15 protein-coding genes are annotated in these 19,739 nt (G+C 61.7%); 9 read left to right on the forward strand and 6 right to left on the reverse strand.

Going from position 1 to position 19,739, the window contains the following annotated elements; translation table 11 throughout:
* Positions 1-57 precede the first annotated feature (57 nt).
* The 3 genes from CAG25_RS06990 to CAG25_RS07000 are packed head-to-tail and all read left to right on the forward strand — an operon-like array spanning position 58 to position 3,646.
* A complete protein-coding gene (locus CAG25_RS06990) occupies positions 58-1,971 on the forward strand; it encodes a sensor histidine kinase (protein ID WP_085610880.1) in 1,914 nt (637 codons plus the stop codon).
* Positions 1,968-3,296: a sigma-54 dependent transcriptional regulator gene (locus tag CAG25_RS06995; RefSeq protein WP_039765821.1), complete on the forward strand. Its 1,329-nt coding sequence runs from the start codon at positions 1,968-1,970 to the stop codon at positions 3,294-3,296. Before CAG25_RS06990 ends, CAG25_RS06995 begins: the two co-directional genes overlap by 4 nt.
* A 20-nt stretch (positions 3,297-3,316) precedes the next feature.
* Positions 3,317-3,646 (forward strand): GlpM family protein, encoded by a 330-nt coding sequence (locus CAG25_RS07000; protein WP_162831789.1) that lies wholly within the window; start codon positions 3,317-3,319, stop codon positions 3,644-3,646.
* Between the two features lies 1 nt (position 3,647).
* Here CAG25_RS07000 and CAG25_RS07005 read toward each other — a convergent pair whose 3' ends face one another.
* Together CAG25_RS07005 and metE are read right to left on the reverse strand one after the other, a co-directional pair.
* Positions 3,648-4,682: an alpha/beta fold hydrolase gene (locus tag CAG25_RS07005; protein ID WP_085610881.1), complete on the reverse strand. Its 1,035-nt coding sequence runs from the start codon at positions 4,680-4,682 to the stop codon at positions 3,648-3,650.
* A gap of 130 nt (positions 4,683-4,812) precedes the next feature.
* A complete protein-coding gene (metE, locus tag CAG25_RS07010) occupies positions 4,813-7,125 on the reverse strand; it encodes a 5-methyltetrahydropteroyltriglutamate--homocysteine S-methyltransferase (RefSeq protein WP_085610882.1) in 2,313 nt (770 codons plus the stop codon).
* Positions 7,126-7,236: 111 nt separating this feature from the next.
* On the opposite strand from metE, the gene metR reads away from it, so the two are divergent.
* Complete coding sequence (metR, locus tag CAG25_RS07015) at positions 7,237-8,154, forward strand: transcriptional regulator MetR (protein ID WP_007953158.1); 918 nt, start codon at positions 7,237-7,239, stop codon at positions 8,152-8,154.
* Here the strand turns inward: metR and CAG25_RS07020 are convergent.
* Genes CAG25_RS07020 through CAG25_RS07035 form a run of 4 tightly spaced genes read right to left on the reverse strand, consistent with a single transcriptional unit; the run spans position 8,138 to position 11,183 of the window.
* The gene (locus CAG25_RS07020) at positions 8,138-8,668 is read right to left on the reverse strand and encodes a GNAT family N-acetyltransferase (RefSeq protein ID WP_085610883.1); all 531 of its coding nucleotides are present in this window, start codon (positions 8,666-8,668) and stop codon (positions 8,138-8,140) included. The two genes, metR and CAG25_RS07020, sit on opposite strands and share 17 nt — an antisense overlap.
* A gap of 2 nt (positions 8,669-8,670) precedes the next feature.
* A complete protein-coding gene (locus CAG25_RS07025) occupies positions 8,671-9,309 on the reverse strand; it encodes a LysE family translocator (RefSeq protein ID WP_085610884.1) in 639 nt (212 codons plus the stop codon).
* 23 nt (positions 9,310-9,332) lie between these two features.
* A complete protein-coding gene (locus CAG25_RS07030; RefSeq protein WP_085610885.1) occupies positions 9,333-9,767 on the reverse strand; it encodes an NUDIX domain-containing protein in 435 nt (144 codons plus the stop codon).
* Between the two features lie 57 nt (positions 9,768-9,824).
* A complete protein-coding gene (locus tag CAG25_RS07035) occupies positions 9,825-11,183 on the reverse strand; it encodes an HD domain-containing phosphohydrolase (protein ID WP_064599172.1) in 1,359 nt (452 codons plus the stop codon).
* Between the two features lie 256 nt (positions 11,184-11,439).
* Here CAG25_RS07035 and CAG25_RS07040 point away from each other — a divergent pair, with 256 nt between their 5' ends.
* The 5 genes from CAG25_RS07040 to CAG25_RS07060 are packed head-to-tail and all read left to right on the forward strand — an operon-like array spanning position 11,440 to position 19,739.
* On the forward strand, positions 11,440-13,713 hold the full coding sequence (locus tag CAG25_RS07040) for an EAL domain-containing protein (RefSeq protein ID WP_085610886.1): 2,274 nt from the start codon (positions 11,440-11,442) through the stop codon (positions 13,711-13,713).
* Entirely contained in the window at positions 13,710-15,584 is a 1,875-nt protein-coding gene (locus CAG25_RS07045) for a bifunctional diguanylate cyclase/phosphodiesterase (protein WP_085610887.1), read from the forward strand. The genes CAG25_RS07040 and CAG25_RS07045 overlap by 4 nt, the downstream gene beginning before the upstream one ends.
* The gene (locus tag CAG25_RS07050; RefSeq protein ID WP_085610888.1) at positions 15,581-16,528 is read left to right on the forward strand and encodes a cytochrome-c peroxidase; all 948 of its coding nucleotides are present in this window, start codon (positions 15,581-15,583) and stop codon (positions 16,526-16,528) included. Before CAG25_RS07045 ends, CAG25_RS07050 begins: the two co-directional genes overlap by 4 nt.
* Positions 16,525-18,339 carry a DAHL domain-containing protein gene (locus CAG25_RS07055; protein ID WP_085610889.1) on the forward strand — a complete coding sequence of 605 codons (1,815 nt, stop codon included), beginning with the start codon at positions 16,525-16,527 and terminating at the stop codon, positions 18,337-18,339. The genes CAG25_RS07050 and CAG25_RS07055 overlap by 4 nt, the downstream gene beginning before the upstream one ends.
* Positions 18,336-19,739, forward strand: coding sequence for an ATP-binding protein (locus CAG25_RS07060; protein ID WP_085610890.1), 1,404 nt, complete (start codon positions 18,336-18,338; stop codon positions 19,737-19,739). The genes CAG25_RS07055 and CAG25_RS07060 overlap by 4 nt, the downstream gene beginning before the upstream one ends.

A 19,739-nucleotide genomic window follows, 5' to 3' on the forward strand; every position in this document is an offset into this window, starting at 1 on the left:
GCATTCCCCGACATCCACTGTCGGGGGAATGCAGGTGGTTGACCCAAGGCAACTGTGATGAAATGCGACCCCACTCTCTATCGCGCCACGCCGCCATCACTTGCCGTGAAACCCCGTCTGATCCGCCACCTGCTCCTGCCGCCGCTGGTCATCGCTCTGATGATCGGACTGGGTTACATCGGCTTCTGGACCAGCGAACATTTCGGCATCCGCAGCCTCGGCGAAAACGGCCAGCGCCAGCTGGAACTGCACGCCCGCGCGGTCGAAAGCGAGATCAGCAAATACACCTACCTGCCCAGCCTGCTGGAGCTCGAATCGAGCGTTTCGCAGCTGCTGGACGACCCGACCCCGGAACACCGGCAAACGGTCAACGATTACCTTGAAGGTCTGAACCGGCGCAGCCGCAGTCGGGCCATCTACGTCATGGACACCACCGGCCGGGTCATGGCCACCAGCAACTGGCGTGACGTCGACAGCTACCTCGGTGAAGACCTGTCGTTCCGCGCCTACTTCCAGAACGCCATCCGCGGCCAGCCCGGACGCTTCTACGGGATCGGCAGCACCAACGGCGAGCCCGGTTATTACCTGGCCCACGGCCTCGAAGAACACGGCAAGATCATCGGCGTCGCGGTGGTCAAGGTGCGCCTGGAAGCCATGGAAGAACGCTGGCAGCGGGCGCGCCTTGAAGCATTCGTCAGTGATGAAAACGGCATCATCATTCTGTCCAGCGATCCGGCCCGGCGCCTCAAATCAGTCATACCGCTGAGCGACGAGACCAAGGAAAAACTCGCCCGCAGCTTGCAGTACTACTGGTTCCCGCTGAACGAACTGCAACCGCTGGCCCGGGAAACCCTGTCCGAAGGCGTGGAAAAACTCACCTTCCCGGCCAACAGCGAAGTGCCGAGCCAACAGGATGGCGATGAAGAAAGCATCAGCTACCTGGCGCAAACCCGACCGTTGAGCGATACCCCGTGGAATTTCACCCTGCTCACGCCGTTGCAGGATCTGCGGCGCGAGGCAATCAATCAGGGGATTCTGGTGGCCGTGGCGTTTGCCCTGGTGGCGTTCCTGCTGATCGCCTGGAACGAACGGCGCAAGGTCATCGCCACCCGCCTCGCCGCTCGCGAAGCCTTGCAGGAAGCCAACAATCAACTGGAGCGTCGGATTACCGAACGCACCGCCGACCTGCGCGCCAGCAACGACCGGCTCAAGAGCCAGATCCGCGAACGGCGTCAGGCCGAAGAAACCTTGCGCCGCGCCCAGGACGAACTGGTGCAGGCCGGTAAACTCGCAGCCATTGGCCAGATGTCCACCAGCATCGCCCACGAACTGAACCAGCCGCTGGCGGCGATGCGCACGCTGTCGGGCAACACCATTCGCTTCCTTGAGCGCGGCCAGCTCGATGTCGCCAGCACCAACCTCAAGACCATCAACGACCTGATCGACCGCATGGGCCGGATCACCGCCAGCCTGCGCTCCTTCGCCCGACGCGGCGACGACAAAGGCCGCGCCAGCCTCGGCAAAGCGGTGGATGCCGCGCTGCAAGTACTCGGTGCTCGCGTCGAAAGTGCCTCGCTGCAACTGCATCGCCAGTTCGACGATGTGCAGGTGCAGATCGACCAGACGCGTCTGGAGCAGATTCTGGTCAACCTGATCGGCAACGCCCTCGACGCCATGCAGGCGCAACCGCTGCCGGAACTGTGGCTGGAAGGCGAAGAATTCAACGGCAAATATCGCCTGCGCGTGCGCGACAACGGCCACGGCATCGACGCGGAAGCGCGCAAGCATCTGTTCGAACCGTTCTTCACCACCAAGCCCGGCGAACAGGGTCTGGGCCTCGGCTTGACCCTGTCGGCCAGTCTGGCGGCCGCCACCGGCGGGCATCTGGGTGTCGAACACCCGGCCAGCGGTGGTACCACTTTCGTCCTCAGTTTACCGTTGGTAAGCCCTACTCCTGCCGAGCCAATATGAACAACGACCTCAGTGTATTGATCGTCGAAGACGACCCCCATGTCCTGCTCGGCTGCCAGCAGGCGCTGACGCTGGAAGACATTCCCTGCATCGGCGTCGGCAGTGCCGAAGAAGCGCTGGAGCAGGTCGGTGACAATTTCGCCGGGATCGTCATCAGCGACATACGCCTGCCGGGCATCGACGGCCTGGAGCTGCTGACCCGGCTCAAGCAGCGCGACCGCAGCCTGCCGGTGGTGTTGATCACCGGCCACGGCGACATATCCATGGCGGTCGGCGCGATGCAGAAAGGCGCTTACGACTTCATGGAGAAACCGTTCTCCCCTGAACGACTGGTGGACGTGGCCCGTCGTGCGCTGGAGCAACGCAGCCTGAATCGCGAAGTCTCGTCCCTGCGTCGGCAACTGGCCGAACGTGATTCACTGGAAGGACGGATTATCGGGCGTTCGCCGGCCATGCAGAACCTGCGCGAACTGATCGCCAACGTCGCCGACACCTCGGCTAATGTGCTGATCGAGGGCGAAACCGGTACCGGCAAGGAACTGGTCGCCCGTTGCCTGCATGATTTCAGCCGCCGTCACAGCAAACAGTTCGTTGCGCTGAACTGTGGCGGGCTGCCGGAAAACCTGTTCGAAAGCGAAATTTTCGGCCACGAAGCCAACGCCTTCACCGGCGCCGGCAAACGGCGGATCGGCAAGATCGAACACGCCGACGGCGGCACGCTGTTCCTCGATGAAGTGGAAAGCATGCCGCTGCCGTTGCAGATCAAACTGCTGCGGGTGTTGCAGGAACGCACCCTCGAACGCCTCGGCTCGAACCAGAGCGTGGCGGTGGATTGCCGGGTGATTGCGGCCACCAAGTCCGACCTCGACGAATCAAGCAAGGCCGGGGAATTTCGCAGCGACTTGTACTACCGCCTCAACGTGGTAACGCTGGAACTGCCGCCCCTGCGCGAGCGCCGCGAAGACATCCTGCAATTGTTCGAACACTTCACCCAGCAATCGGCCCTGCGTTTCGACCGGGCGCTGCCGGAGCTGGACAACCAGACGTTGTCGAGCCTGATGAGCCACGACTGGCCGGGCAACGTGCGCGAACTGCGCAACGTCGCCGAGCGTTTTGCCCTCGGTTTGCCGGCGTTCAAGAAAACCGGCGCGGGCAGCGCAGGTCAGGGCCTGGCGTTCGCCGAAGCGGTGGAAGCGTTCGAACGCAACCTGCTCAGCGACGCCCTGCAACGCAGCGGCGGCAACCTGACCCAGGCCAGCCTCGAACTGGGTATGGCCAAGACCACGCTGTTCGACAAAGTGAAAAAATACGGCCTGAGCCATTAAGCGAGAACGATGTGGATCTGATTTTCAAGGCAATGCTCGGTGCGGCCGTGGTGGTGATCCTCGCCATGCTGGCCAAGACCAAAAACTACTACATCGCCGGCTTGGTGCCGCTGTTCCCGACCTTCGCCCTGATCGCCCACTACATCGTCGGCAAGGGCCGTTCGATCGACGACCTGAAGACCACCATCGTCTTCGGCATGTGGTCGATCATTCCGTACTTCGTGTATCTGGCGACGCTGTACGTGATGGTCGACCGCATGCGTCTCGAAGCTTCACTGGCGGTGGCGGCGGTGGCGTGGCTGATGGCGGCGACGGTGCTGGTGTCGGTGTGGGTGCGGCTGCACGCCTGAGTCAGAGCAGGTTGTGTTCCGCCACCGGTTCGATCTGCGCCCAGTGCGACGTGTCTTCGCGATGCTCGCGCAAATACGGCAACACCGCCGCCAGCAACGGTTCCTTGAACGCTTCCTGAAAGCGGTGCGCCAGCCCCGGAATCAGCCGCAGCTGACTGCCGCGAATATGCGCCGCCAGGTGCACGCCGTGCATCACCGGCAGCAACGGATCCGCCGTGCCATGCACCACCAGCGTCGGCACCCGCAACTGGTTGAGCAACGCCACCCGGCTCGGCTCGGCAAGGATCGCCATGATCTGGCGCTTCACGCCTTCGGGATTGAACGCCCGGTCATAGGACAGCGCCGCCTGATGCAGCAAGGCCTGCCGGTCATCGCTGACCGAAGGGCTGCCCAGTGCGGCCAGCAGATCGGCCTGTTGCTCCAGCGCAATCTGGCGATTGGGCGCGCCGCGCCGTGACAACAACTGCACCAGCGCCGCGCTCGGCGCCGGCAGCCCTTCGGCACCGGAGCTGGTCATGATCAGCGTCAGGCTTTCGACCCGTTGCGGCGCCATCGCCGCCAGGTGCTGGGCGATCATCCCGCCCATGCTCGCGCCGAGCACGTGGAATTGCTCGACGTGCAAGGCGTCCATCAGGCCCAGCGCATCGTCGGCCATGTCGGTCAGGCTGTAAGGCGCCGCCACCGGCAGGCCGAGTTTGTAGCGCAGCACTTCAAAGGTCAGGTTGGCTTCCACCGGCGTCTGGCGCCAGGTCGACAGACCGACATCGCGGTTGTCATAACGGATCACCCGAAAGCCCTGCTGACACAGCGCGACCACCACTTCATCCGGCCAGTGGATCAACTGGCCGCCCAGGCCCATCACCAGCAACAGCGCCGGATCCGACGCACGGCCGATGCTTTGGTACGCCAGGCTCACCTGCTGCAGATCGACCCGCTCGGTCGGTACATTGACGTCGCAACGCGACGCCGCATAGGACGCCGGAACGAAAAAAACCGCGGCCAACAACGCCGCGATTGCAAAAAATCCCTTGAACATGAAAAACACCGAAACGCAGAACCCCAGTAGAGCGCGAGTCTGATGAAGTTTGTTCAAGCGCGCTGCCACAGTTCGATGACAGTTTGATGAAGAGTGCCGAGCGGTCGACACCCTTCATTCGGTGTTGCCGTTACGCCAACTGACTGCGCAACTGCCGAGCCGCCGCGACCATGTTGACCAATGCGGCTTCGGTCTCCGGCCAGGCGCGAGTCTTCAGGCCGCAATCGGGGTTGACCCACAGCCGCTGCGCCGGGATGCGTTTCACGGCCTTGCTCATCAACTTGACCATTTCGGCGGTGTCCGGCACTCGCGGCGAGTGAATGTCGTAGACACCAGGGCCGATGTCGTTCGGGTAGTCGAACGCTTCGAAGGCCTCCAGCAACTCCATGTCCGAACGCGAGGTTTCGATGGTGATCACATCGGCGTCCATGTCGGCGATCGCCTTGATCACGTCATTGAATTCGCTGTAGCACATGTGGGTGTGGATCTGGGTTTCATCTTTCACGCCCGAGGCAGTCAGGCGGAACGCCTGCACCGCCCAGTCGAGGTATTCCTGCCATTGTTCACGGCGCAGCGGCAGGCCTTCGCGGAACGCCGCCTCGTCGATCTGCACGATCTTGATTCCGGCGTTTTCCAGGTCCACCACTTCGTCCCGCAGGGCCAGCGCCAGTTGTTGCGCCTGGACTTTGCGCGACACGTCTTCGCGGGGGAACGACCACATCAGCATGGTCACGGGACCGGTCAGCATGCCTTTCATCACCTTGTCCGTCAGGCTCTGGGCGTAGCTGATCCAGTCAACGGTCATGGCGTTCGGACGGGACAGATCGCCATAAATCACCGCCGGTTTGACGCAGCGGGAGCCATAGCTCTGGACCCAGCCGAAACGGGTGAACAGATAACCGTCGAGCTGCTCGGCGAAGTACTCGACCATGTCGTTGCGCTCGGCTTCACCGTGCACCAGCACATCGAGGCCCAGACGTTCCTGCACCTGCACCGCGTGGCGGATTTCGCTGCGCATGGCATCGTGGTAGTCGTTGGCCGACAGCTTGCCCTGCTTGAATGCCTGACGGGCCAGGCGAATCGAGCCGGTCTGCGGGAACGAACCGATAGTGGTGGTCGGGAACGTCGGCAATTTCAAACGCGCCTGCTGTGCGGCGATGCGTTTGGCAAACGGCGAATGCCGCTGGCTGTCGCTGGCATTGATCGCCTCGATCCGCGCTTGCACGTCGGCCTTGTGAATACGCGGCGAGCGGGCGCGGCTCTCTTGAATCGCGCGGCTTGCGGCCAGTGCGTTTTGCACGTTCGGCGCTTGCGGGTCGTTCAGCGCATCACGCAACACCGAGATTTCGCTGCATTTCTGTACGGCGAATGCCAGCCAGCTTTTCAGTTCCGGATCGAGCTTGTCTTCACGCTCGACATCCACCGGGCTGTGCAGCAACGAGCAGGAACTGCTGACCCACAGGTTGTCGCCAAAGCGCTCCTGCGCCGGTTGCAGTTGCGCCAGCGCCTGCTCCAGTTCGCAGCGCCAGACGTTGCGCCCGTTGACCAGCCCGACCGAGAGAATCTTGTAGGTCGGCAGACGATCGAGCACCTGACCGAGCTGATCCGGTGCCCGCACAGCGTCGATGTGCAGGCCTTGCACCGGCAGGCCGACGGCCAAACCGAGGTTGTCTTGCAAACCACTGAAATAGGTCGCCACCAGTTTCTTCAGCGGCGAATACTGAAGGATGTGATAGGCGCGTTCGAAGGCGCTTTTCCAGGCTTGGGGCAGATCGAGGGTGAGGATCGGCTCGTCGATCTGCACCCACTCCACGCCCTGGGCGGCGAGGCGGCCGAGGATTTCGTTGTACACCGGCAGCAGGCGCTCAAGCAGATCGAGCTTGTCGAAATCGTTGCCTTTCGCCTTACCCAGCCACAGATAAGTCAGCGGGCCGATGATCACCGGTTTGACGTTGTGACCGAGGGCTTTGGCTTCTTCGACTTCATCGAACAGCTGTTCCCAGCTCAGCTTGAATGGCTGGTCGGCGGTGAATTCCGGGACCAGGTAGTGGTAGTTGGTGTCGAACCACTTGGTCAGTTCCTGGGCGTATTGAGTCTTGCCGTGCTCGCCGCCGCAGCAGGAAGACGTGGCGCCACGGGCCATGGCGAACAGGGTGTCGAGGGTCGGCAGACCGCGTTCGTCACGCACACCGTCGAAACGCTCGGGGATCACACCGAAGGTCAGCGAGTGGGTCAGCACCTGGTCGTACCAGGCGAAGTCGCCGACCGGCAGCAGGTCGATGCCGCCGTCCTTCTGCAATTGCCAGTGCCTGGCGCGCAACTCGTGGCCGACCTGATTCAGAGCGGCCTGATCGAGATCGCCTTTCCAGTAGGCTTCGAGGGCTTTTTTCAGTTCGCGGTTGGCGCCGATGCGCGGGAAACCCAGGGTGTGTGCCACGGCCATGTCGAGTGTTCTCCATTGCGTAAAAGATGGCGCCATTGTCGACAGCCAGAGCAACATGAGACAAACTCAACCTTTTCGTGTTGATCACAAATTTTCCTCATGGAGCCTGCGGTGCTTGAGATCCGTCACCTGAAAACCCTGCATGCCCTGCGCGAAGCTGACAGCCTGGTCGATGCGGCCGACCGCCTGCACCTGACCCAGTCGGCGCTGTCCCACCAGTTCAAGGAGCTGGAAGAGCGCATGGGCATGCCGTTGTTCGTGCGCAAGACCAAACCGGTGCGCTTCACCAGCGCCGGCCTGCGCCTGCTGCAACTGGCCGACGCGACCCTGCCGCTGCTGCGCGCCGCCGAACGTGATATCGGGCGTCTGGCAGGTGGCACCGCCGGGCGACTGCACATGGCCATCGAATGCCACAGCTGCTTCCAGTGGCTGATGCCGACCATCGACCAGTTCCGCGATGCCTGGCCGGAAGTCGAACTCGACCTCGCTTCGGGTTTCTCCTTCGCACCACTGCCGGCGCTGGCCCGGGGTGATCTGGATCTGGTGGTGACGTCCGATCCGCTGGAAATCGCCGGCATCACCTACGTGCCGCTGTTCACCTACGAAGCCATGCTCGCGGTCGCCAATCAGCATGCGCTGGCGAGCAAACCGTACATCGTCCCCGAAGACCTGCTGACCGAAACCCTGATCACTTATCCGGTGGAACGTGACCGCCTCGATATCTTCACCCGCTTCCTCGAACCGGCCGACATCGAACCGGCGCAGGTACGCACCTCGGAACTGACGGTAATGATGATGCAGCTGGTGGCCAGCGGCCGTGGCGTGTGCGGCATGCCGCACTGGGCGCTGCATGAATACAGCTCGCGCGGTTACGTGAAGGGCAAGCGGCTGGGCGAGAAAGGTCTGTTCGCGACGCTGTACGCGGCGATCCGCGCCGACATGCTCGACGCGCCGTACATGCGCGACTTCCTGCTGACGGCCAAGGACACCTCGTTCTCGACCCTGGATGGGGTCAGCGCGGTTCGTTGAGACTGGCGGTTGGCACGAAAGGCTGGGACCACATGTGGATCTTGTCGAAGTAGTCCTCGCCGACCCGCACCGCCATCGGCTCGAGGCCGAACTGGACGAAGCCGCAGCGCTGGTACAGATGAAACGCCGCGTCATTACCGGCGGTGACGGTCAATTGAATGACTTTCAGCGCCGGATACTGCTGCGCTTCCCCCAGCACCGCCTCCATCAATTTCAGCCCCAGCCCGCGCTGACGAAACTCGGCCGACACATACATGCCGAACACCGTTGCCTTGTGCCGGGCCTTCTCCCGAGGCTCGAACGCCAGGCCGACGATCCCCACCAGCCGGCCCTCTTCAAACGCGCCAAACACTGCGTCGAGCTTGCTGGTCAGGCGTGATTCCCACCAGCTCAACGGCATCACTGCACGCTCGCGCACACTGGAGGTGAACGCCTGCGGATGCCGGTCATACGCCTCCAGCATCAATTCGCGATAGGCCAGCGCATGACTGGCGTCCAGCCGCTCGATCCACATGTTCAGGCGGCCTTGCGCTGTTCAAGCATCAGCCGCACGGCCAGGCCGCCCAGCACGAATCCCATGAAATAACGCTGCGCCGCCAGCCAGGTCGGGTTGTTGACGAACCACGAAGCGATCCCCGCCGCGAACAGCGCGATCAGCAGGTTGACGCTGAAACTGACGCTGATCTGGGTCAGGCCGAGGATGATGCTCTGGGTGAACACCGAGCCGTGCTCGGGGGTGATGAACTGCGGGAATACCGAGAGGTAGAACACCGCGATTTTCGGGTTCAAGGCACTGGTGAGAAAGCCCATGGTGATCAGTCTGCGCGACGAATCCGCCGGCAACTGTTGCGCCTCGAACGGCGAGCGGGCGCCGGGTTTCACCGCCTGCCAGGCCAGCCACAACAGGTACAGCGCACCGGCCCACTTCAACACTTCATAGGCCATCGGCACGGCGAGAAACACCGCGGTCAAACCGGCGGCCGCCGCGAACAGGTGCACGAAGAATCCCGCCACCACGCCGAGCAGCGAGGTCACCCCGGCGCGACGTCCCTGGCAGATCGACCGCGAGATCAGGTAGATCATGTTCGGCCCCGGCGTCAGTACCATCAGCAGTGCGGCGGCGGCGAAAATCAACAGGTCTTGAAGCGGGATCATGACGAAGTCCTTTGCACGAATGATCAGGCGATCGCAGTCAGCGAGGCTCGATAAAACGGCAGGATCAGGTCGCGTGTCAATGGGGCGAGAACCACATCGCCGTCGGTGGTCGGGTCGATCCAGATCACCTCTTCGATCTCGGCCGCCGGAGACACCTTGGCGTCGATGGTCAATTGAAAGATGTCGGCCTGCACGACGAATCCCGGCTCGTTGGCGGCGGGTGCCGAGAACTGACCGAGAAAGCTTGCCTGCGCCGGATCGATCACCAGTCCCAGTTCTTCCTCCAGCTCACGGGCCAGCGCATGCACCGGCAGTTCATCGGCTTCAATCTTGCCGCCCGGTTGCATGAACGCCGTGGTGTTGCGCTTGCGCACCAGCAGGGTCTGGCCGTCGGGACCGATCAGCAGCGCGGCGGCGATACGGATGATGCGGGGGGAAACTGCGGATACAGAAGTCATGGGTCAGCCACCGGCCTTGAGAAAAGCCGCAAGGATCCCATGCCGGCCGCGCCAGCGTCATCCACCCTGGGCCGCGAGCGTCGTCTCGGGCTCTTGCGGCACCTTCACGAATACCTTGTATTTGCCGCCCTCCATGGCCTCGAAACTGATCAGTTTTTCAACCAGCGGAGCGCTCAGCACTTTGCCGGCGTTGAGCAGCAACATGCCGTTGTCGGCATTGAGGTTGCGCGCGAGGATCATCCCCGCCGCCAACTCCCGGGTGCCCATGACCTTGACGTCCGGATCGGCCAGGGTGATGTCGCTGACCATTGCGCAGACCTTGATGAAATCCTCGATCAGCTCGGGATCGTAGAGTTTGCCGGCGTACTGGCGCAGGTACAGCAAGGCTTCATCGCTGTTCATCTGCCGCTCGAGAATCAGCCCGCGCTGCAACTCGACAAAATCCACCGCCAGTTTCAACAGCCGCGAGCCCAAGGGAATGGCCTCGCCCTTGAGCCGGTCGGGAAACCCGCTGCCGTCCCAGTGCTCCTGATGGTGCAGGATCAGCCGCGCGGCATCCTTCATCGGGTCCAGTGTCATCAACAGCGATTCGCTCTGTTTCGGATAAGCCCGATAGCGGTCCCGCTCGGTGCTGTGCAGCAAGTCCGACGGCGTGGTCATCATGCTGTCGGTCCAGCTCAGCTTGCCGATATTGTAGAGCGCGGCGGCCATGGTCAGGTCGCGGCTGGCGGCTTCGTCCAGACGGTGCATCTTGCAGTAGCCGCGTACCAGCTCGATGATCTGCCGATTGGTCTGCTTCGCCGGCGGCAGGCGCAGGTTGGCCAGCAACGAGAACATTTCGGTGCCTGTCAGGAAACTGCGCTTGAGCTCCTCGTAGGCGAGGTCGAGCATGTCGGCGGTCTGCTGCAGTTCGGCGGTACGGGCGGCGACGTGTTTTTCCAGGGTGCTGTTGAGCAATTTCAATTGTTCGTTTTGCACTCGCGTCAGTTTTTCCAGACGTTCGCGCTCGCGTGCCAGATGCTGATGCTCGAGGGCCTGACGCAAGGTCAGCAGCATTTCCTCGTCGTTCCAGGGTTTGCTGATGTAACGGTGGATCTGCCCTTCGTTGATGGCCTTGATGATCGCCGAAGGATCGGCGTAGCCGGTGAGCATGATCCGCGCGGTCGCCGGATACCGCTCATGAACAAGAGCCAGCAGCGTGGCCCCATCCATGTTGGGCATGCGCGCGTCGCTCATCACCAGATTCACCGGTTGCTGCTCGAGTATTTCCAGCGCCTGGGCACCGCTGGTGGCCAGCAAGACGTCATAAGGCTGGCCGCGCAGCAGACGGCGCAGGCTGTTGAGGATCGGTTCCTCGTCATCGACCAGCAGTACTTTGGGCCGGGGCGGCGAAATCGGGGCGGACGGCTCTTCCATGGCGAAGCCTCGTGAAAAACGTTGGACATGACTGACGCGCCGGCAGACCTCCCCTGCTTACCCGCGCTTGAATCATAGGCTAGATGATTTTCGCCGGGGCCGTGTAAATCCTCTGTTACACCGCGACAGGCGAAGTTGCGCCCCTGCAACTATGCTCAAGTAGCTGGACGACACCATCGGCCTGCGCGCAGGCATGTGATGAGGGGAAAAGGATGCTCCCGATGACGAATGTGCGTGAACACACGGGTATTGCGTCATGAGTGCGCAACCCGGACACACCAACCGCCGCGTGCTCATCGTCGACGATACCGCGTCGATCCATGACGATTTCGCCAAGATCCTCAAACCGGCCACGGCTGAAGCCGACAGCCTGGATGAAACGGAAAGCCTGCTGTTCGGCGATGCGTCCTCCGCCCCCGTCGCACCGAAAGACCGTTTCGAACTGGACTCGGCCTATCAGGGCCGCGAAGCGCTGGACAAAGTCGAAGCCGCACTCGCCGCCGGGCGCCCGTACGCCATGGCCTTCATCGACATGCGCATGCCGCCGGGCTGGGATGGCCTGGAAACCATCGAGCGGCTGTGGCAGGTCGATCCCAAGCTGCAGGTGGCCCTGTGCACCGCCTACTCCGATTACTCGTGGGAAGACATCGACCGGCGGCTGGCCCTGACCGATCGCCTGCTGATCCTGAAAAAACCCTTCGACGCGATCGAAATCCGGCAGATGGCCAGCGCCCTGACGGTCAAGTGGCAAATGACCGAAGACGCCGCCATGAAGATGAACCTGCTGGAGCAGGCAGTTCAGGAGCGTACCCGGGAACTGTCCGACGCCAACATCATCGTGCAGAACAGTCCGACCATCCTCTACCGGTTGCGCGGTGAACCGTCGTTTCCGCTGATGTACATCTCCCACAACATCACCCGCTACGGCCATGTCGCGGCTGATCTGGTGGGTTCGGCCAACTGGGCGCAGACGCTGATTCACCCGGACGATCAGCTCAGTGTCGATACCGCCATGGGCCGGGTGCTCGATCGGCATGCCGAAGGCGCCTCCATCGAGTTTCGCCTGCGTACCGGCGCGGGCGACTGGCGCTGGGTGGAAAACCGCTACATCCCGGTGCGCGATCACGACGGCCGCCTGCTGGAAGTCGAGGGGATCATTCTTGACATCACCGAACGCCGGCTGGCCGAAGAGAAAATGGCCTTGCTGGCCCGCACGGACGGACTCACCGGACTTGCCAATCGCGCCACGCTGATCGAGCGTCTGCATCAGGCCTTCGCCGCCGCGCGTCGGGGAGCGGCACCTTTTGCGGTGTTTTACCTGGATCTGGATCACTTCAAGCGGATCAACGACACCCTCGGCCATCCAGTCGGCGATCTGTTGTTGCAGGCAGTGGCGCAACGGATCAAATCCAATGTACGGGAAAATGACGTGGTCGCACGTCTGGGCGGAGACGAGTTCGCGATCCTGCAACTGGACGTCAGCGACCCGACCCAGTCTGCTGCCATCGCGACCAAGATCCGCGATGCGCTTCTGGAGCCCTACCAACTGGCAGGCAATGCCTTGCGCATTTCCGTCAGTATCGGCATCTGCCTGTACCGCGCCAACAGTCTGGATGCCGACAGTCTGCTGGCCGGCGCCGACATGGCGCTGTACCGCGCCAAGGAAACGGGGCGCAATCAGTACCAGTTCCATTCCGAGCAAATCACTCGCGAAGTCGCCGAGCGCATGGCCCTGGCCGAGGAATTGATGACCGCCCTGACTCAGGGAGGACTGAAGCTCGACTACACGCCGGAAGTGGACATGCACAGCGGCAAGATTCTCGGCATGGCCGCGCAGGTCAAATGGCAACATCCCCGGCTTGGTCTGCTGCCGGCGTCGGCCTTCGTACCGGCAGCGGAAAAGACCGGTGCAATCATCCCGCTCGGTCGCTGGATCCTGGATCACGCCTGCTGGCAGATGCGCCAGTGGCAAAACGAGGGAGTGGCGCCTCCGGTGATGGCGATCAGGATTTCCCTGGCGCAACTCAAGAGCGGCCCCGAACTCATCTATGACGTGCTGCGCACCACCGCCCGCTGGGAACTGGCACCGTGGGATCTGCGTTTCGATGTCACCGAAGCGACCCTGGCCCAGACCAAATGGACCCACAACGATGTGCTGCCGCGCCTCAGCGAGCTTGGGGTAAAGATCGCCATCGACGATTTCGGCACCGAATACTCATCGTTCGATTACCTGAAAACCTACCGGGTCAATCACCTCAAACTCGCCCAATCCCTGATCGACAGTGCAGCCCAGGATGAAGGCAGCGCCAATACCCTGCGAGCGATCGTCAATTTCGCCCGGGATCTGGCGATCGACATCAGCGCCGAAGGCGTCCAGCCCGCAGATCGGGATGACGCCCTCACCTCTTCGGCCCCGCTGAAAAACGTGCAAGGCCTTTGCTTCAGGGAAGCTGTCAGCCCCGAGCAAGCAGCCCGCCTGCTGAAGGACGGAAACGCGACTGCCCCGCTGCCCAGGGAGGATGAGGGATGAAAACACCTTTTCCCCAGACCAACCGGCGCATATTGATCGTCGACGATACCCCGGCGATCCATGATGACTTTCGCAAGATACTGACCCCGGACGCCAGCGGTGCAGCAGACCTGGATACGCTCGAACAAACGCTGTTCGGCACCCGGCAATCATCGCACCTGACGTTCCAGCTCGACTCCGCCTATCAGGGGCAGGAAGCGCTGAAACTGGTGCAGCATGCGGTGGAAGAAGGCCGGCCTTATGCCCTGGCGTTCACCGACATGCGCATGCCGCCCGGTTGGGACGGCCTGGAAACCATCGAAAAACTGTGGGCGGTCGATCCGAATCTGCAAATCGCCTTGTGCACCGCCTATTCCGACTACAGCTGGGAGGCCATGGCCGAACGACTGGAATTCGGCGATCAGTTGCTGATCCTGAAAAAACCGTTCGACACCCTGGAAATCCGCCAGATGGCCAATGCCCTGACCTGGAAATGGCAGTTGGCCCAGGATGCGGCGCTGAAAATGCTCAGTCTCGAGCAGACCATCGAAGCCCGCGTGCATGAATTGCTCAAGGTCTCGCACCTGTTGCAGTACGACAGCCTCACGGGCCTGCCCAACAGCACCTTGCTCGGTGACCGTTTGACTCAGTCGCTGGCCGCTTGCCGGCGCCATGACAAACAACTGGTGGTGATGTTTCTCGGGCTGGATCGCTTCAAGCGCATCAACAATGCCCTGGGCCATCCGGCGGGCGACGAGATGCTCAAACGGGTCGGCCAGCAATTGCTCGCCTGCGTGCGCGAATCGGATTCGGTTTTTCGTTATGGCTCCGACGAATTCGTGGTGATGCTCAGCGACATCAATCACCCGCAGCAGTCGCGCAGCATCGCCGAGAAACTACTGAGCACTATCCGCACACCACAGACAATCGTCGGGCATGACGTGAGCGTCACGGCCAGTCTGGGCATCAGCCTCTACCCCGATGACGGGCTCGAGGCCATCGAGCTGATCAAGAAAGCTGAAACGGCCATGCGCAGCGCCAAGGAAAACGGACCGAACGAAATCGGCTTTTTCATCGAAGCCATGAACCAGCGCGCCCGGGAACAGCAAAGCATCGAGTCGGGCATTCGCCAGGCCCTGCAACGCCAGGAATTCGTCCTGCATTACCAGCCGAAAATCGAGCTGGCCAGCGGCCGGGTAGTCGGTGCCGAGGCACTGGTGCGCTGGCAGAAACCGGGGCATGGCTGGGTCTATCCCTCGGAGTTCATCCCGGTGGCCGAAGACAGCGGCCTGATCGTGCCGCTGAGCAAATGGGTGCTGGCCGAGGCCTGCCGGCAGACCCGCGACTGGCAACAAGCGGGGTTGCCGCCGATTCGCATGTCGGTCAACACCTCGGCCATCGACTTTCGCCAGCGGCACTTCGTCGAGGGCATCGAACAGGTGCTGGCACAGACCGGGCTGGATCCTCGCCTGCTGGAACTGGAGATCACCGAAGGTGTGCTGATGCAGAACGTCGACGCAACGATGAACGCGCTGGGCAGGCTGAAGGCGCTGGGGGTTCGGCTGGCCATCGATGACTTCGGCACCGGTTATTCCAGCTTGAGCTATCTGCGCCGTTTTCCCATCGATGTGCTGAAAATCGATCAATCGTTCATTCGCGGCCTGAGCCATGACAGCGGTGATGCCGCCCTGGTCGGCGCGATCATCAGCCTGGGCAAGAGCCTGAACCTCAACGTCATTGCCGAAGGTGTGGAAACCGCGCATCAGTTGGCATTTCTAAAAGCTCACCACTGCGAGGAAGGCCAGGGCTTCTATTTCAGCAAGGCCTTGCCGGCAGAGGCCTTCGCCCGTTTGCTGGAGTCTGCTCAACCTGGCACGTGGGGTGTTTCATGAATCGCCCGGGGTCGTTGGTTCTACTGCTCGGTCTATGCGCAAATGCCATCGCCGCACCGCTGGACGAGCCGCTGAAACCCTTGCCGCCAAAGCCGCACCTGGATGCCAGGCGGGTCGAGCTCGGGCGCCAGTTGTTCCATGACCCGCGATTGTCGATCAATAACACGCTGTCCTGCGCCAGCTGCCATCAACTGGATAAAAGCGGCGCCGACACCCGCGCCTTCTCCAACGGCTTCGATGGGCAACCGGTGGCGGTCAACACACCAACCGTATTCAACGCCAGCCTCAATTTCCGCCAGTTCTGGGATGGCCGCGTCGAAACCCTGGAAGAACAAAGCAACGTCGTGATCACCAGCCCCCACGAAATGGGCAGCGACTGGAACACCGTCGTGCAACGGATCGCTGACGACGCAGCCTACGGTCAAAGCTTTCGTGCCGCCTACCCCGATGCCGTGAACCGGGCCAATATCCAGAATGCGCTGGCCACCTATGAGCGCACGCTGCTGACCCCCGACTCCCGTTTCGATCAGTACCTGCTGGGCAATACCGATATCCTGACCCTCGAAGAAAAATACGGCTATCAGCGTTTCAAGGAGTACGGCTGCATTGCCTGCCATCAGGGCGTCAACATTGGCGGCAACATGTTCCAGAAATTTGGCGTGTTCGGCGACTACATCGCCGATCGCGGTAACCCGACGGTGGCCGACCAGGGCCGTTTCAACGTGACCGGCGACGAAGCCGACCGCGCCGTGTTCAAGGTGCCGAGCCTGCGTAATGTCGCGCTGACCGCACCGTACTTCCATGACGGCTCGGCGCCCACCCTCGAACGGGCGGTGGACGTGATGTTCCAGTATCAGTTGGGGCGCATGCCGAGCGAAGAAGACAAGACCCTGATCATCCTGTTTCTCAAGACCCTGACCGGCCATCCGGAGGGCCAGCCATGATGAAGGTTTCACGCCGTGTCAGCCTGATGTTGATCGGGCTCGTCGCCGTGCTGCTGGCCTCGATCCTGGTGTTTCTCTACCTCAAGTCCAGCACCGAGCAGACGACGGCCTACACCGAGTCCCGGGACCTGATCCGCCAGATCAAGCAGCAGGACTCGCTGTGGGAAAACGAAATTCTCAAGGCGCGGGTGGCGATCTCCCACAATTACGACCCGCTGGTCTCGCCGATGAGCGAGATGAACCGCCTGTGGGAACGCTTCGACACCATGGAGTCCGGCCACGGGCGCAACGACTCGACACAATGGGACGAAGCCCACGAGAGTTTTCTCAAGGCGATGCAGGAAAAGACCCGGCTGGTGGAGCAGTTCAAGTCGCACAACGCCTTGCTGCGCAACTCTCTGGCGTTCCTGCCGACCGCCGAAGATGACATTCAGGCACAACTGGCCGGCCTGTCCGATCTCGACAAGATTCAGGTGCAGAACATCGCCACCGATACCTATGACCTGCTGCTCAGCGCACTGGAGTTCTCTCAGGTCACCTCCGACGACAAGGCCGCCGATATCGTCCTGGGCCTGAACAAACTGGCGGTGAACGCGCAACGCCTGCCCCAGGACTTTCAAGCCCCGATCAGGATCCTGAGCAATCACATCAGCCTGATCCTGCGCGAGCAGCCGATCGTCAACCGCTTGCTCGAGGAGATTGAGGCGGTTCCGGTGGCCGAGCGCCTGGACAACATCACCAACATGCTCAACCGGGATCAGCAGCGGGTCGAAAAAATCGACAGGAAATATCACTTCTATCTGCTGCTGTTCTCGGTCCTGCTGATGCTGTCGCTGCTGTGGCTGGCCATCCGTCTGATCCGCAGTTTCGCCGAGATCAACCGGGTCAACGCAGCCCTGCAAACCGCCAACGATGTGCTGGAGCAACGGGTCGACGAGCGCACCCGGGAGCTCAAGAACGCCCAGAGCGAACTGCTCGACGCCGCACGCCAGGCCGGCATGGCCGAAATCGCGACCAACGTGCTGCACAACGTCGGCAACGTGCTCAACAGCGTGAACATTTCCTCCGACCTGATCGCGCGCAAGTTACGCAACAGCAAGACCCTGGGGCTGGGCAAGGCCATGCAGCTGATCAACGAACACCCCGACGACCTCGGCCAGTTCCTCAGCGAAGACCCCAAGGGCAAATTGCTGCCCGGTTATCTCAATCAACTGGTCGTTGCCATCGCCCAGGAACAGCAGGAAATGGTCGACGAACTGAACCAGATGAACAAAAGTGTCGATCACATCAAGGACATCGTCGCCACCCAGCAATCCTATGCCGGGGCCAGCAGCCTGACCGAGCCGCTGTACATCAGCGAACTGCTCGAAGACGCCCTGCGCATGAACGCCGGAGCCCTGACCCGGCACCACGTCACAGTGGTCAAGGACTACGCCGAAGTGCCGCAGGTGATGGGTGACAAACACCGTTTGCTGCTGATCCTGATCAACCTGATCAGCAACGCCAAATACGCGATGTCCGACCTCAGCAACCGCCCGCGCACCATCACCCTGGGCGTAAAAATCGTCGACGGGAATTATCTGGAAATCAGCGTCAAGGACGATGGCGAAGGTATCGCCCCGGAAAACATGACGCGGATCTTTGCCCACGGTTTCACCACCCGCAAAGAGGGCCACGGCTTCGGCCTGCACAGTTGCGCCCTGGCGGCCATCGAGATGAACGGCCACCTCACGGCCCACAGCGACGGACCTGGCCAGGGCGCCCTGTTCACCTTGCAGATTCCGCTGATCGCGGTAACGGAGAACGCATGAGCGAATTGTCGAACCGCCGCATTCTGCTGATCGATGACATGCCGTCGATCCACGAAGACTTTCGCAAGATCCTTGCCCCGGCTTCAGCGCAGTCGGCAGAGATGGACGAAATGGAAGCCGCGCTGTTCGGCGAAACCGCCAGACCCCGGCGAGCGGTTTTCGAACTGGACTCGGCCTACGGAGGGGAAGAAGGCCTGGCCAAACTCAACCTGGCCTTGCAGGAACAATGTCCCTACGCCCTGGCGTTCGTCGACATGCGCATGCCCGACGGCTGGGACGGGGCGCAAACCATCGAAGCGCTGTGGCAGCGGGATCCGCAGTTGCAGGTGGTGGTCTGTACCGCCTATTCCGACTATTCCTGGGACGAATTGCTGGATCGTCTGCACGCCCATGACCGGCTGCTGATTCTGAAAAAACCCTTCGACAACATCGAAGTCCAGCAGATGGCCAACACCCTTCTGACCAAATGGCAGATGACCGAGCGCGCGTCGCTGCAAATGCATCACCTGGAACATCTGGTGGATCAGCGTACCGCCCAGTTCAAGCAGGCCAGCGAAGCCTTGCAGCGGGAAATCGACGAACGCAAACAGCTGGAAGGCCAGTTGGTGCAATCGGAGAAGCTCGCTTCGCTGGGGCAACTGGCCGCTGGCGTCGCCCATGAAATCAACAATCCGATCGGTTTCATTTCCTCCAACCTCGGCACGCTCGACGGCTATTTCCAGCAACTGCTGGCCATGCTCGGCGCCTATCACACCGCCGGGCAAACTCTGCCCGCCGAACTGGCTGGGCAGTTGCAGCAATTGCGCGAGGACCTCGAACTGGATTTTCTGCTCGAAGACATTCCGGTGCTGATCAGGGAATCCAAGGAAGGCATCGCTCGGGTCGGCCAGATCGTCAGGGACCTGAAGGATTTCTCCCGGGTCGACAGCCATCAGCAATGGCAGTGGGCCAATCTGCAACAGGGCATCGAATCGACCCTGAACATTGTCGCCAGCGAGCTCAAGTACAAGGCCGATGTGATCAAGGAGTATCAGGAGCTGCCGGACATCGAATGCCTGCCCTCGCAAATCAATCAGGTCATCATGAACCTGGTGGTCAACGCGGCGCAGGCAATGGGCCCGGAGCGCGGCACCATCACCCTGCGCACTGGCGTGCAGGGAGAATCGGCAGTCATCGAAGTCGCCGATACGGGCTCGGGCATTGCACCCGAGACCCTGCAAAAAATCTTCGACCCGTTCTTCACCACCAAACCGGTCGGCCAGGGGACGGGCCTGGGCTTGTCCCTGTCGTATGGCATTGTAAAAAAACACGGCGGTGACATTTCCGTCAGCAGCAAACCGGGATTCGGTACGACGTTCCGCGTGCAACTGCCGTTGCGCCAAACCCGGCCCGCGGCCTGA

This window comes from Pseudomonas sp. B16(2017), from assembly GCF_002113205.1.
In the GTDB taxonomy this organism is placed as follows: domain Bacteria; phylum Pseudomonadota; class Gammaproteobacteria; order Pseudomonadales; family Pseudomonadaceae; genus Aquipseudomonas; species Aquipseudomonas pharyngis.